We start from the raw sequence: 15,793 nt of genomic DNA, 5'->3' as shown, positions 1-15,793 counted from the left end.
TCCCATTAATAATATTATTATACATTAATTTTATTTTCTTTTCATCATTTTACCTATCAATATATCTGAATATACTCTTACAACATATGATTCACAAATAAACATAAACAACCATAATAAGCAAAATGTAATTTCAGGTGTAAATACATTCTTTAATCCCGGAATAACCCCCATAATATCACTGTATATTTCTAATCCTTCTTGATAAACATTAATTCCTAAAATTCCTCCTAATAAAAAGAAAATCAAAAAATTTTTTATTGCCGAAATAACCATCAAGCCATATTTAGCAAACCTTTTACTTTTTCGATTTCTTAAACAATATCCATAAAATACTCCCATTAATAATGAAGAACTAGCATAAAGTGTAAAAAATATTTCTCCTACCAAAAACAAAACAACAAAAGTAACTGCTAACACACTTAATCCCGCTTTATAATCATATAAATAAGTATAATAAACTAAGCCTAAAACCATAATATAAGCAAAAATAATATCAAAAATACTTCCAGTATATATATTAATAACTCCTAAAACACCAAATAGGGAGGCTATCATTGCCCCTTGTGCCATTATCTTAACCTTACTTCCACTCATAATTTCCTCCATCATATTAAAAGATGCTGCCAACTCTTTAATAATTTCATTCTAACAACTATTTATGAGTTAATTTATCAAATAATAACATATTAATAAATTATATTCAATTATCACAACTTTTACAAACTAAAACAACTATCATTAAATATCAATAAAAACATATTAATTTTTATATCCAACTTTTTACCTATGAATTATTATAACTTTATAATCAAATAAATTTTTTTATGAAGAAATATATATATTAAGGATTTTTTAGACTATATAGGACTGTGAGTATATGGAGTAAAATCTAAAAAAACGGTTATAATAATTAACAGGCGCAACTAACCCTCTCCCAGTTGCGCCTTTTATAATATTAATGATAATTATTTAATGTTATTAATCACTTTTTAATTCTCTACCATTCAACATATTTCTACATCCAAAAAGAATTAATAAGCTAATAATAAAGTTCATAGCTAAGGTTATATAGCTACCAATCAATACTGCATTACTTCCTCCAATACGATATATCATTATCATAACTATCGCACTTGGGATAGCACTTATAACCATCACTAACATTCTCATAAAATTTTCAAACAAAGCCGAAGAACGGCTTTTTAGAATTCGAAGTGATAATACACTACCGCTAATAAAAATACTTGTATATCCTAAAATATTTATTAAATAACTAAATATCATTATAACACCCTCTTGATAATATATTCCCATCAATATAAAGGATACTGCTGTTATTACAAATATTTTAATAAAAGTTGGGATAATAGCAGCTAATAACTTATTAAAAGGTTTATCGGGAATTAAATAGATCTGATAATTTTTTAACTCTTTTGATAAATCGGAGTTTTGTAATAAAGAAAACACCCAAATAACCATCATATATATAAACATCCCAAATCCAACATTGACAATTACTGTTATTACCATATAAATGCCTATAGAAACTAGATCACTTATACTAATAAAATTATTTGTCTTTTTCATTAATAAAATATTTTTAGACATTATTGCATATGCACCCTTTTTAAATTTACTAGACACATTTTTTTTAACTTTTACATTTCTTAATGCATCTTGATTGCCTGCTCTTGCTTCTTTAACGCGTTTTGATAGATCCAATGAATCCTGCAATGCCTGTTCATAAAAATCTCCTTTATAATTAATAAAGAATAAATATACCAATACTAATGTCCCTACTAATAAACAAAAACCTAATAAGACTAATAAATAGTTCTGCTCTACATAAGCAATCAATGCTAACTTTAACCAACCAAAGATAGGAACTGCATAAAATATATCCGATTGGATAAAATCACTAAATAATGTTTGATAATTACCAGTTTGGATATATAAAATAATAATTATTATAACAACAAATCCAATGATTATTGAGGGAATTAGCTTTGAATATATACGATATTTATCATCACCAATAGATAAAACATAAAGATAATCTGTTAGAACTAAAAAAATTAGTATTGTTATTGTTGATGCAAAATAAGTTAAAATAATAAACATTGGACTAAAACTAACACTACCTATAAAAACTGCTAATATAAACTGCGCAAATAATCCTAATATCAATGATTGGATAATCGTCTGAAAAGTTAAATAGCTCATAATCTGTCTTCTTGTAAATGGTCCAGTAAATAGATAAAATGCATCCTCTCCATAAAATAGAGCTTTTTTAGACTGCATTAATGTTGAGAACAACATTAATGCTAAAAACCCAATTAAAAGCAAAATACTCATATGAACATCAATATTATTTGTCATTATTTGACCAGAATTAGTTGTAAAAAGACTTATAAACATTAAAGCATAACATAAGATCATTATAATTGTAAAAATACCACTTAGCTTACGTTTGAATAAATTTCTAATCGTTCCTTTTATTTTTAATAGCCATAATTTAAATAATGGTTTCATATTATTTACCATTTGTTAATTCAAAAAAGTACTCTTTTAAAGATTCCTCTTCTAAATCTTCTTTTAAAATATGTTTAACAATTTTTCCTTTATTCATTATGTAAGCTTCATCATAAATATCATTAACAATATCAATAATATGGGTACTTATCAAAATTGCACACCCATCCTTTTTTAATTGTTTAAATATTTTTAATGTATCTTCAATACTAGCAGGATCTAAGCCAACCATTGGTTCATCTACCAATAACGCTTTAGGTTGAATTAACAAAGCCAAAAGCATGCTAAGTTTTTGCGTCATTCCTTTTGATAGTTCTTTTGCCATATTTTTTCTTTTATCCGTAAGTTTAAATAACTCAATATACTTTGATGCAATTTCTTCATAATTATCAATTCGATAAGCATTACCAATAAAATCAATATGTTCATCAATTGTTAATAAATCATATAAAATTGGTGTTTCTGGTACATACCCAAAACATTTCTTTGCTTCAATAGTATCATTATCATACCCACAAATCTTTATTTTACCCTCAAATTTTAATAAATTAGCAATACTTTTAATCGTAGTTGATTTTCCTGCTCCATTAGGACCCAAGAGTATTGTTATTTTACCAGGTTTTGCTTCCAGATCAATTGAATCAACAGCCTTAAAACCATCATATTGTTTAGTTAGATTTATAATCTCAATCATAAAAAACCTCCTTTTTATTAACTATAAATTAAAATCATTCATCAAACAATCAATGTAGTAATTATTTATAATAAAAAAGTTAAACAGTTTCCTATTTAACTTTCTTCTATTACTCCCATTAATTCTAAAATTCGATTTAAATCCTTAGTATCAGTATATTTTATAGTTACTGCTTTTTCATCTACTTTTATCTTAGTTCTAAACTTTTTCCGTAACAATCCTTCAACATAAACATACTCTTTAGGTTTTTCAACTTTAGAACGATCTTTACGACTATTACCCAATTCAATTCCTTTAACTACATTTTCAACATCACGAACAGATAATCCTTCATCAATACAACGTTTTGCTAAAAGTTCTGCTTTTTCTCTTGGTAACGTAATTAAACTACGGGCATGTCCCATCGTTATTTTACCTTCTAAAACATAACTTTGAATAACATCTGGTAACTGAAGCAATCTTAATGTATTAGCAATGTAGCTTCTTGATTTACCGATTCTTTTAGCTAATTGATCTTGAGTAAGCTCTAATTTTTCCATCATTGCCTGATAAGCTTTTGCTTCTTCAATCGAATTAAGATTTTCTCTTTGAATATTTTCTAGTAAAGCAATTTCCATCATTTGTGCATCAGTAAATTCAACAATGATTGCAGGTACCTTAGTCAATCCAGCAATTTTTGCTGCACGGCATCTTCTTTCTCCTGCTACTATTTCATAACCTTGAATTGATTGCTTTAAAATAACTGGTTGAAAAATTCCATGTTCCTTAATCGAAACTGCTAATTCTTGTAATTTTTCTTCATCAAATAATTGACGAGGTTGATACGGATTAGGACGAATCTCATCTAAATCAACAGTTACTTGTTTAGATTCGGGTGTGTTTTTTTCAATATCATCTATTAAAGTTGATATATCTCCTCCAAAGATTGCATCCAAACCTTTTCCTAATTTTTTATTTTTTATTGTTCCACTTTTTTTTGCAGTTGCTTTTTTTGTTGTATTACTTGGCATTACGTTTACACACTTCCTTTGCAAAATCTCGGTATGCTCTAGCACCCTCAGAATTATTATCATAATCAAATATTGCTAAACCCTCTGATGGAGCCTCTGATAATTTAATATTTCTAGGAATAGCTGTCTTATATACCTTTTCCTTAAAATATTTTCTAACTTCTTGAGATACCTCTACACCTAAATTTGTTCTTTGATCCAACATCGTTAACAAAACACCCTCAATTGTTAATCTTGGGTTAAATACACTTTGGGTTAATAATACGGTATTTAATAATTGCGTTAATCCTTCCAAAGCATAATACTCACACTGTACCGGAATCAATACTGAATCACATGCTGTAAGAGCATTAGTATTTAATAATCCCAATGCTGGTGGGCAATCAATTATAATATAATTATAATTCTTTTTCACTGCTTCAAGTGCTTTCTTTAAACGCTGTTCCCGACCTCTTTTAACATTGGCTAGTTCTAGATCAGCTCCTGCTAAATCTATACTACCTGGTGCAACATCTAATTTAGCTATATAAGAAGGTATGATCACATCTTTCATATCACATTCTTCAACAATAATATTATAAGTAGATAATTCAATATTATCACGATCTATTCCTATTCCTTGAGTAGCATTAGCTTGAGGATCCATATCAACTAGAAGTACCCGATTTTTAGCTTTTGCTAATGCTGCAGCTAGATTAATACTGGTGGTAGTTTTTCCAACTCCTCCTTTTTGATTTGTAATCGCAATTATTTTCGTCATTATTTAGCCTCCTTTAGTACTTCTTACCAATAGTTTCTCCTAATCTAACTACTGTTTCTTTGTTTTTATTTGTATTCTCCAAAATGTCTTCATCAATAACTGCTTGATTTTCTTTTAATAAAATAATTACTGTAGAACCCCCAAATTCAAAATACCCTTTTTCTTCACCTTTAAGACAGTACTTTTTATCATGATTAACGATTCGACCAACCATCATAGCTCCAACTTCCATTTGAATCATCATTCCAAAATTCTTTGATTCAATAACCGTATAATTCCGACTATTCTGCTTATAAATTGGATAAAAATCATTTGCTATAGGATTCACAGTATGAAACCTTCCTGGTATATATTTTGATTTTATTATTTTACCATCATCAATAAAACTATAGCGATGATAATCATCAACAGTTAATCTAAAAATCATACAATAACCATTTATATAATCATTCGCCAATTTTTCATCCATTAATAAATCATTTATAGAATAAAGCGTATTTTTAATAGTAAAATGACTATCCTCATTAATTTTATAGCATGTTAATTTTGAATCAGCTGGACTAATTAGTACATTATCATCAATTAAAAAGGGCCTTTTCCCTGTTTTTATTTTTCGTGTAAAAAAATCATTGTAACTTGTATATTCTCTTTGTTCATATTGGGACATATCTATTTGATTCTCTTTTATAAAAGAATCAATTCTATGCTTTGATAAACTGGAATTCATATACCAGCCCCCAATATTACTTACAAACCTGCAAACAAGAATTTTTAAAGCACATCTGCCAAGAAATGTGCCGTAAAGTTTTTTTAATAAATTATTTTGGTTTTCACCATTTGTTTTGACATTTCCCAAACGATCAACAACTATCATTTCATCACCACGATCTGAATTAATTCCACAATAACAAGTATCCCTAATGCAACCAATCCTTTTGATTGAACCTTAGGAACTTTAAAATCCACAATAAATAATATCCCTGTAACCAACATTAATGCTCCATATATATATGACAATTCAAAAACAACATAACGTAATGCATAGGCCATAGGTAAAATAAATGACGATGTTGTAACAGGTAATCCCTGATAATACTTTCTTTTTTCACTCGTTTCTTTTTGTCTTGTTTCTTCTTTAACATTAAAATACGCCAATCTGATTACAGCAGCTAAAACATAGAATATTTCAATTGCCAACCATCCGATTGAGCTTAAACCAACATTATAACCTAAAATAGCCGGGAAAACCCCAAAAGCTACTAAATCGCATAATGAATCTATTTGAATTCCAAAACGCTTTTCTTCATCAGTACGATTTTTCTTACTCCGAGCTACCATCCCATCAAAAGTATCACAAATCCCGCACATAATTAAGCAGATAAAAGCCCATTGATATAGCCCATTAAATGACAGATGAATTCCAGCCATTGCAAATACTAACGATAAATATGTAAGAATAACCGTATAACTATAATAACCGATCATTTTTCTACTCCCTAATATATTTTTTAACAAAAACAGTATAGCACATATTTAGCTAATAAGGTACATTAATCTAAATTTTGTCTTTTAAATAACAATATATTATTACCAATATAATTAAAAACTACCTACATTTTTTAGGTAGTTTTTAATTAAAATTTATTTATAAATTACTTCAGTAACCATAGATTTAAATATCTAATTAATCATTTTTATAAAATCTACTACCATTATATAATACAATCTTTTTATTTTCTAATGTTTTTTGTACATCTATTACTCTTTGATTCGAAGAACCTCTAAATCTCAACTTACGATCTTTTAATCTATCAATAAAAGGCCCATCTACTAAGATATCAATATATGGTAGTAACTTTTCATCAAATTCTTCTATTTCTTCATATAAAAACGATGAATAAAGCCAAATATTTTTATTCTGACAACACTCTTTAATTCTTTTTAATAATTTAGATACATCTTTTCTATTTTCAATCTCAAGTGGTTCTCCCCCAAGTATTGTTACTCCAACAATATGAGGTTGATTAATCAATTCTATCAGATTATTTTCTACATCTTCATTAAATTCTTTACCACCATTAAAATCCCACGTTTCCGGATTAAAACAATTTATACAATGTCGATGACAACCTTGAATATATAGAGAAACTCTTATTCCTTCACCATTAGCAACATCCGTTTTTCTAATTTGGGCATATCTCATTATTATTCACCAAATAAATGATTATCTAAATGGACAAATCGTTCAGCTATTTCTTGAGTTCTACCTTGATTCCAGAAATTATCACCTAAATATCCACAAGTACGTCGACATACATTTAAAGATTTATGATTACGATTACCGCAATTTGGACAATACCATTCACGATTTTCATCTAATAAAATTTCTCCATCAAAGCCACATTCCTGGCAATAGTCTGATTTGGTATTAATTTCTGCATACTGTATCGTATCATACATATAATCAATTAAAGCAGAAAGCGCATCTAGATTCTCTGACATATTTGTTACTTCTACATAACTAATTGCCCCACCCGATGATACTTTTTGAAACTTTGCTTCTACCTTTAATTTATCAAAAGCATCAATATGTTCTTTTACATTAACATGATACGAATTCGTTAAATAATCCTTATCAGTAATACCTTTAACAATTCCAAAACGTTTTTTCAATGCACGAGCGAAAGTATATGTAGTAGATTCTGCTGGTGTTCCATATAACCCAAAACCAAGACCTGTTTCTTCTTTCCAGCTATCACAAGCTTCTCTTAAACGCTGCATGATTTTTGTTGCTAATTCATTTCCTTCTTTTGAAGTATGCGTCTCTCCTATCAAAGATACTACACATTCATATAAACCAATATATCCAAGTGAAATGGTTGAGTACCCATTTTCTAATAATTTATCAATCGTTTCTCCAGATTTCAATCGAGCCAAAGCCCCATAGCGCCAATGGATTGGGCTTACATCTGATAACGTTCCTTTTAAACTTTCATGTCGCAACATTAAAGCTTCTTTACATAACTCTAATCTTTCATCTAATATTTTCCAGAAAATATCAAGTTTATGATTTGCTGATAATCCAGCATCAGCAAGATTTAAAGTCACAACTCCTTGATTAAAACGGCCATACCACTTGTATTCACCATTTTCATCTTTCCATGGCGATAAAAAGCTTCGACACCCCATGCATGGAAAAACCTGTCCTTCATAATTTTCTCTCATTACTTTAGCTGAAATAAAATCTGGCATCATTCTCTTAGATACACATTTAACTGCCAAATCTGTCAAGTAACGATATTCACTATCTTGAGGAACATTATTATCATCTAGTACATAAAGTAGTTTTGGGAAAGCTGGTGTAACATATGCCCCAACTGGATTTTTCATTCCAACATAGCGTTGTCTTAATGTTTCTTCAATTAACATTGCAGTTTCTTTTATATATTCAGGTTCTTCTTTTAAATACATAAATACTGATAAAAACGGAGCTTGTCCATTAGTTGTAGAAAAAGTATTAATCTGATATTGAATTGTTTGAATTCCTGCTTTTATTTCATCTTTTATTCTTGATGTAGCAATTTTTTCTACTTGTTCATCAGTATATTCAATACCAATTAATTTTCCTTCATGACGTACATTACGTTGATGTTTTTCATAACTTAATCTTACATAAGGCGATAGATGTGCTAAAGAAATAGTTTGTCCTCCATATTGACCATTAGCAACTTGTTGAACGATCTGAGTTGCTACTGTACAAGCAGTTTGTAAAGATTTAGGAGTTTCAATTAATTTATCGTTAATTACCGTCCCTTGTGCAAACATATCTTTTAAATTCACCAAATCACAGTTATGCATTTTTTGTATATAATAGTCCATATCATGGAAATGGATAATTCCATCATCATGAGCTTGAACGATCTTTGGTGGTAAAAGTAATCTCCGACAATAATCTTTTGAAAACTCTCCAGCAATCAAATCTCTTTGAGTTGCTAAAACTGTAGCATCTTTATTAGAATTTTCTTCCATTGCTTCTTTATTAGTTTGATTTACAATTCCATAGATTTCATTATCTATTGTATTAGTTTCACGTTGAAACTCTCGTACTTTACGATATCCTTCATATGCTTTAGCAGTTAAAATTTGTCCTTTTTCAATCAATTTTTCAAATACTTGTCCTTCAATACGATAAATTGAAATATTATCTTCATCGTATTTATGCCATTTTTCAATCTCTACTGCAATGTCATGTGCACACTTTGCATCAACAATTCCACTACCACACTTCATCGCTTTCAATATCGCATTTTCGATTTTAATAGCATCAAATTTAACTTTTTGTCCATCTCTTTTTACTACTTTCATACAATACTTTCCCTCCTAAAAATCTATTTCTATCGTATCAAAATTTTTTTGAATAGGAAAATAAAATGCTCTATTACTACTCATTCTATCTTCAAACAATTATCAATTATAACTGATATTACCATGAATTTCTTTATTTTTAGAAAATTAGTAAATAAAAAAATTTATCTGTTTATTTTATTCAATTTTACAAAAAAATTATTTATATTATATTGCTTTTTCCTAAAATTAACATAATAAACTAACAATAGTCATTTTATAATTAAAATCAACAAAATAGATTTTAACAATTATTGTAAGATAAATCAATGTTAAGATAATCTTAAGTTCTTTTAAGAAAGGTTTTATTTTATTAATTCAATAAAGTGGTACAATTTATATATGAAAAAAATTATTATTATTTGTATGGTCTTGCTTTGTGGTTGCAGCAATGCCAATGCAAAAGCGAACAAAACCAAAAATCAAGATTTATTTAATGAAATAAACTTTTCAAATTATCAAAATATTATGATAGTAGCACATCCTGATGATGAAACTATTTGGGGAGGTATCCATTTACTACAAAACAATTATCTTGTTATATGTTTAACTAATGGTAATAATCAAACACGTGCTAATGAATTTCATGAAGTTATGGAACAAACCCATAATACTGGTATTATCTTAGATTATCCCGATAAAACTAATGGCAAACGCGATAATTGGAAAAAAGTCTATCATGATATTGAAAATGACCTAAGCTACATACTATCTAATCACACTTATACAACTATAGTTACCCATAATCCTAAGGGTGAATATGGACATGCTCATCATAAAATGACTAGTGCTATTGTCACTTCAATAGCAAAAGATATCAATATAACTAGCAATTTAAAATATTTTGGTCGTTATTATCGTAAAAGTAATCCTATTTTACCAATGAAACATCTTTATACCGATGATTTACTTGAACAAAAAAATCAATTAATTTCTAACTATGCTTCTCAAAACAAAGTATGTGATAAGCTGTCACATATGTTTCCATATGAAAATTGGATTAGCTACCAAGATTGGTACTAATCCTTTTATTTGTGAAAAATAAAAAGAGTGTCAAAGGCACTCAATAATAATGTCGATTATATGTAGGATACTTTCGCTTTAAAACCATATAAATAATAATTAATACTATTCCAATCCCTCCACAAATTAATCCTGACATACGTAAACTATCAACTGGAATATCTATACTCATTCCTAATATTCTCATTCCTATTGTAAATTCCATAGCACTAACAATCAAAGGCAAGAACAACCCTAATAATACACCTGATACTAATGAACTTATCCCACTAAACAATGTCCATTTAAAATAAGATTTATTAATTACACCTAATAAAACAGCAATAATTATAATTCCAATTATGCTAATTATCCTAGTTATATTATTACTTAAAGTATCATATGTTTTAATAAATTGTTTTGTTTTTGGAGTAGCTGTTTGAATCTTTTCAACTGTACTTTTTACCTTTTTTTGTAAAGTTCCATCTTTATCAGCTAATTTAGTTTCAATCTTATCTATTTGCTCTTGAGGAATTTTCTTACCAATCGCTTCCTCAAGTTCAGGAATACTATTATCTATAGCATCTGATATCCCATCTAAAATAGCCGTTGTTTGTATATCTTTACCACTATTTATAGCTTCTGTAATTTGATCTAAAAAATCTCCTGTAATATTATTTAAAGTATCATTATTTTTTATTATATCTTCTACCTTACTAATATTTTCACTACTTACATCTGGAAAAGATTCATTTAAAACCTCTTTAATTTTACCACTTGCTTCTTGGATTACAATTGCATTAGTAACTGTTTTTGTTGACATTGCTCGAATTGATAAATTAACACATAGTAATATGATTACACATATCATAATAATTGTTAAAAATGCATTTAAAAATTTCTTCATTTTATCTTCTACGACCTCCAATTAATTTAATTATAAATCCTTTTATCTCTTAAGTCAAAAAAGAGTTCTAACCTATATGCATTAACAAGTAATTTTTTTATTTTAAACATTTTTCATCACTTATTAATAAGTAAATATTATTTAATAAAGTTCAATTCTATTTATAGTGTAAAAGCTCCTTGTTATTTTAATATCATTAAAAATGATTATAGATGATATTGATTTCAATAATCTTTGGCGTTATGATATTTCCTTTCTTATTTAGAAAGGATGGGAGATATTCCTTATGTTGCAGGTACTTAAAACCTTATTTCCAAGTGTCTCTTTTATTATATATAATCTTCCTTTTATCTACTCATAACCCCTCTTACTGCATTATTATCTACTTTATTTCCACCTGTATTTAGTCCCAAAAAAATTTACTTGTCAGTGCTGTATTTTTGGTAAAATTATCTGTTCCTTTTGACTTTCTCATTTCAAGACATATGAATAATAGATTAATCTAACAAAATTATTCCATATTAAAAAAGGTTAAAATCTTCTAAAGTCTTTAATAATTAAAAAACTCTATCCAATAAAATATCACTGAAAATAAGATTTTAATATCCAAAATAAAACCAGAAATAGATAAATCAATATTTTATCCTACTTCTGGTAAATAATAATCCTCTAATTATAACCATGTTTACGATTACTATCTTTTACAATATAAATTGGTCGAGCTTTATTTTCCATATAATCTTTAGATATATATTCTCCCAAAATTGCAATTAACAACATTTGTGTACCGCTTAAAAATAATATTAAACAAACAATTGTCGTATAACCACTAACACTATTTCCAAACATCAATGTTGATACTGCTGTATAAAGAGATAAAATAATCGAACCAACAAACAGAAACACACCAAATATTCCTGCTAATTTTAATGGAGCTGTAGAAAATGAGAAAATTCCTTCCAAGGCATAAGAAAACAAACTCTTAAAATTCCATTTAGTACTTCCAGCAGCTCTTTCAACATTATTAAAAGGAATCCATTTAGTTTCAAAACCAACATACGAAAATAATCCTTTCATATAACGATTATACTCTCTAATTTCTAATATCGAATTAACCATTAATCTATTCATCATCCTAAAATCACCAGCACCATCTGACATATCCAGGTTAGATAAACGCTGCATTATCTTATAAAATGACTTACTTAAAAAATTTCGTAATGCCCCCTCACCATCTCGATCCATACGTTTTCCTGCACAGCAATCATACCCTTCCTGGCTAACAGCATGATACATAGGGGCTAATAAATGTGGCGGATGTTGTAAATCAGCATCCATAATAACACAATAATCACCACTTGATTTCTCTAGTCCTGCAAACATTGCTGCTTCCTTTCCAAAATTTCGTGAAAATGAATAATAGCTGCAATGTTCATCTTTTAAACAAATTACTTTTAATAAATCTATTGTATGGTCATGACTACCATCATCAATAAATAATATTTCATAGTTGATATTTTCAATTTTCTTTAATTCCTTTGTTACTTCTTGATGAAATAAAGGGAGTACTTCTTCTTCATTATAACAGGGAACTATAACACTAATTTTGTCCATATTCATGACCTCCTTTAACTACAAAAATCTTAAACTTACATAAACCATAGTTAGATATTACCGTAATTACACTTACCACTATCTTTGAAAGCATTTCATTGGCTCCTAATAACTGAATAAAAATAAATAACAATATACTTTCAACTGCCAACGTCCCTAAACGTAATATAAAAAACTGATATGCTTCTTTTCTAGATTCATTTATACTTTTAAAGACATAACGCTTATTTGCCCAAAACGCAAATATCACTGCGCCCACCCATGAAATAATATTTGCAACTAACCAGCCTTGACGCAGCATTTTTATAAAAAACCAATAAATAATAAAATTTACTGCTGTCGTACAACCACCTACAAATATGTAACTAATTAACTCTTTTAATTCTTTTTTCATCTTTTTTCCATCTCCCTTGAAAAACTAATATTAATATACCCAAGGCACTGACTATAAAACCAACATCTTTCATTGGTGGTTTAAACATAATTTTAATTTGATGTTTTCCCTTTGAAATCTTAGCTCCTAAAAAAGCTTTATTCACACATTCACTACTAACTTTTTTACCATCAATCAATATTGTATAACCATTTTGATAAGCAAATGATGTTACAAGATAACCATCTCCTTTTACATCGATTTCACCATCTGCCACCATTCCATTTTGATTGTAAACACCTTTAAATGCATCTATTTCCTGATTACGTTTTTTAATAGCATTATAATCTATTGTATTAACCTTTATATCTGAAAGATCATATCTCCCTTTTGAAAATTCAATTTTTAATTTATCTATTGCTTCATTTTGACTTAAGATATATGTAAAATGGGTATTTTGATTTGGATATGCGGCATTTAAGCCTGATAATCTATTTCTAACTCCATTAATAGTGATACTAGTATCTGTACTTTTAATTAATTTAACTTTTTTTAAATCAAATTCTATAATCATTATTTTATTATATAAATCTTGATTAATATCTAATTCTAATTTTGCTTCTTTCTTTGTATTAATACGATAACCATTATTTAACTTAATAATCCCTAAATAATCACTTTTATTATTTATATTCGTTTTTAATTTAGTTTCCACTACCTTACTTTGATAGTCTATCTGATCAGTTTCTACAATAGTGTTATTGTATAGTGTATCTAGCGTTTGAGGAAATGATAAATTCTCAAATTCTTTATTACTAAATAGATCATTAGATGCATAAATCAAAGGTAAAATATCCTCACTCTGATATACATTTTTTTCTATTTCTTGATAACCAATTGGAACAACATTTTCACTATAAATTGTCTTTACTCCCATCATTCCTTGAAAAAACACATTAGAATTAGATAAGCATGCAACCCTATTTCTAATACTTATTGGGTTATTAATAATATCATAATAAAATTGATTATACTTAGTATTGCTAATGGAACTATAAATTGATGTTCTAAATATATCATTTTTAACTTGATTAACTGTGTTTAAAGGCTCTTTAAATATATCACTCCTACTATCATTTTCTAATTTAATATCTTTTATTTTAGAAACCTGCTGATATTTGTCTGATAAAACATAATTTTCTTCTTGATTATTTACAAAACTAATAGTAAAAGGCATAAATACTAATAACAATAATGCTGGTTTAATATTTTTTAAATATAATAATACTCCTATACTGCATACTATCATATCCAAAATAGCTAATGGCTGTTGATAAAATGATAAAACTGGTAAAGCTAATAATAAAATTATTTTAATATTTAATTTTATATCATTATGTTTTAAATAATTTAGAATATAGGTAGTCATATATATTAATAATGGAATAAATGGAATTAATATTTTTGGTCGGGGATATAAAAAACCATTCAAAACAAACGAAAAGATAGGGATAAATAAAATTAATAATAACCAAATATTCAATCTTCGAGTTTTTTTAACCTTTAGACCAACAATTAAACCTATCCATACTAAATATCCTAAGCCACAACCATAGTAATCATATAATAATGATTCAAAATTAAATCTAGGGATTAATAAGGTTAATAGATTGATTTTAGTATTTCCACTTTGATGATTTTCAAGCATTACATAAGCTGTAGGAATTAATAAAATTCCACAAATCATTATTGCTATTAATAAAGGTTTTAAAAAATGTAAGATTTCTTTAAAAGTTAATTTCATTTCTAATCTATACATTTCAAAACAAAAATAGCTTAATATTACCAGCAAAGCAGAAATACTAAAGAAATAACTATTTGTTATTATTCCTACTATAGAAATAACTAGCAAAATCATCTTTTTCTTTTCAATATATAAATCAACTGCTATTAATGCTATAATTAACATCGACATATAATCAACAAACATTATTTGACGATGACTTTGAAATAATACAGAAGAAGATAGTAATGCTATAGCTCCAATTATACATAGCCAAGTATTAAACTGTTTGCGTTTCAACCATAAATAGGTAAGATTAACACTTAAAACTAAATTAAAAATCATATAAGTAATTATTATATCTTTCATCTCTACTGATGGCAGTAAACAACTTACCAATATATCAACTCTAAATAGGCCGTAGTATGATATATTATAAATGTTCTGCCCAGCACCAATGTTAAAAGCAAAATCGGGGAAAATTGTTTTATTTTCTAACATCGTATTTCTAATATAATCAGCCAGATTGACATGTTGCGAAAGCCAATCTGTATTAGAACCAAAGATACTTGAAGAAGGCGTGATAAGATAAATTACCACCAAGGTTAAACATGTTAAAAATATAATTGGATAAATATTTTTTCTTTTCATTACTATCATTCTCCTGTTAATCATTATCTATTAGATTCCTTAAGAATAGCCTAAAGAATA

The 15,793-nt window shown here is 27.6% G+C and carries 14 protein-coding genes; 1 reads left to right on the top strand and 13 read right to left on the bottom strand.

The annotated features are described in order from the left end of the window. Positions 1-30 precede the first annotated feature (30 nt). From ACLR9T_RS04485 to nrdD, 9 genes are all read right to left on the bottom strand, one after another. On the bottom strand, positions 31-597 hold the full coding sequence (locus ACLR9T_RS04485; protein WP_413108336.1) for a DUF2232 domain-containing protein: 567 nt from the start codon (positions 595-597) through the stop codon (positions 31-33). A gap of 384 nt (positions 598-981) precedes the next feature. After that, positions 982-2,547 (bottom strand): putative ABC exporter domain-containing protein, encoded by a 1,566-nt coding sequence (locus ACLR9T_RS04480; RefSeq protein WP_413108335.1) that lies wholly within the window; start codon positions 2,545-2,547, stop codon positions 982-984. Then, positions 2,537-3,229: an ABC transporter ATP-binding protein gene (locus ACLR9T_RS04475; protein WP_413108334.1), complete on the bottom strand. Its 693-nt coding sequence runs from the start codon at positions 3,227-3,229 to the stop codon at positions 2,537-2,539. The genes ACLR9T_RS04480 and ACLR9T_RS04475 overlap by 11 nt, the downstream gene beginning before the upstream one ends. Positions 3,230-3,324: 95 nt before the next feature. Next, positions 3,325-4,239, bottom strand: coding sequence for a ParB/RepB/Spo0J family partition protein (locus ACLR9T_RS04470; protein ID WP_413108333.1), 915 nt, complete (start codon positions 4,237-4,239; stop codon positions 3,325-3,327). Beyond that, the gene (locus tag ACLR9T_RS04465) at positions 4,229-4,999 is read right to left on the bottom strand and encodes a ParA family protein (protein ID WP_413108332.1); all 771 of its coding nucleotides are present in this window, start codon (positions 4,997-4,999) and stop codon (positions 4,229-4,231) included. The genes ACLR9T_RS04470 and ACLR9T_RS04465 overlap by 11 nt, the downstream gene beginning before the upstream one ends. Positions 5,000-5,012: 13 nt before the next feature. Then, positions 5,013-5,873 (bottom strand): phosphatidylserine decarboxylase, encoded by an 861-nt coding sequence (locus tag ACLR9T_RS04460; RefSeq protein WP_413108331.1) that lies wholly within the window; start codon positions 5,871-5,873, stop codon positions 5,013-5,015. After that, complete coding sequence (locus tag ACLR9T_RS04455) at positions 5,870-6,484, bottom strand: CDP-alcohol phosphatidyltransferase family protein (RefSeq protein WP_413108330.1); 615 nt, start codon at positions 6,482-6,484, stop codon at positions 5,870-5,872. The genes ACLR9T_RS04460 and ACLR9T_RS04455 overlap by 4 nt, the downstream gene beginning before the upstream one ends. A 199-nt stretch (positions 6,485-6,683) precedes the next feature. Then, complete coding sequence (gene nrdG, locus ACLR9T_RS04450) at positions 6,684-7,202, bottom strand: anaerobic ribonucleoside-triphosphate reductase activating protein (protein WP_413108329.1); 519 nt, start codon at positions 7,200-7,202, stop codon at positions 6,684-6,686. A gap of 2 nt (positions 7,203-7,204) precedes the next feature. After that, positions 7,205-9,364 carry an anaerobic ribonucleoside-triphosphate reductase gene (nrdD, locus tag ACLR9T_RS04445; protein WP_413108328.1) on the bottom strand — a complete coding sequence of 720 codons (2,160 nt, stop codon included), beginning with the start codon at positions 9,362-9,364 and terminating at the stop codon, positions 7,205-7,207. Between the two features lie 381 nt (positions 9,365-9,745). Between nrdD and ACLR9T_RS04440 the strand changes: the two genes are divergently transcribed. Then, the gene (locus ACLR9T_RS04440; protein WP_413108327.1) at positions 9,746-10,426 is read left to right on the top strand and encodes a PIG-L family deacetylase; all 681 of its coding nucleotides are present in this window, start codon (positions 9,746-9,748) and stop codon (positions 10,424-10,426) included. A 40-nt stretch (positions 10,427-10,466) separates the two neighbouring features. Here ACLR9T_RS04440 and ACLR9T_RS04435 read toward each other — a convergent pair whose 3' ends face one another. From ACLR9T_RS04435 to ACLR9T_RS04420, 4 genes are all read right to left on the bottom strand, one after another. Next, entirely contained in the window at positions 10,467-11,312 is an 846-nt protein-coding gene (locus tag ACLR9T_RS04435) for a hypothetical protein (RefSeq protein WP_413108326.1), read from the bottom strand. Positions 11,313-11,981: 669 nt separating this feature from the next. After that, a complete protein-coding gene (locus tag ACLR9T_RS04430) occupies positions 11,982-12,926 on the bottom strand; it encodes a glycosyltransferase family 2 protein (protein WP_413108325.1) in 945 nt (314 codons plus the stop codon). Continuing rightward, positions 12,913-13,320 carry a GtrA family protein gene (locus tag ACLR9T_RS04425; protein WP_413108324.1) on the bottom strand — a complete coding sequence of 136 codons (408 nt, stop codon included), beginning with the start codon at positions 13,318-13,320 and terminating at the stop codon, positions 12,913-12,915. The genes ACLR9T_RS04430 and ACLR9T_RS04425 overlap by 14 nt, the downstream gene beginning before the upstream one ends. Next, positions 13,292-15,733, bottom strand: coding sequence for a YfhO family protein (locus ACLR9T_RS04420; RefSeq protein ID WP_413108323.1), 2,442 nt, complete (start codon positions 15,731-15,733; stop codon positions 13,292-13,294). The genes ACLR9T_RS04425 and ACLR9T_RS04420 overlap by 29 nt, the downstream gene beginning before the upstream one ends. Between the last annotated feature and the right edge of the window lie 60 nt (positions 15,734-15,793).

This window comes from Thomasclavelia sp., assembly GCF_047249845.1.
GTDB lineage: Bacteria > Bacillota_I > Bacilli_A > Erysipelotrichales > Coprobacillaceae > Thomasclavelia.
The sequence above is the reverse complement of the archived record's forward strand: the minus strand, read 5'-3'. Positions and strand labels throughout refer to the sequence as shown.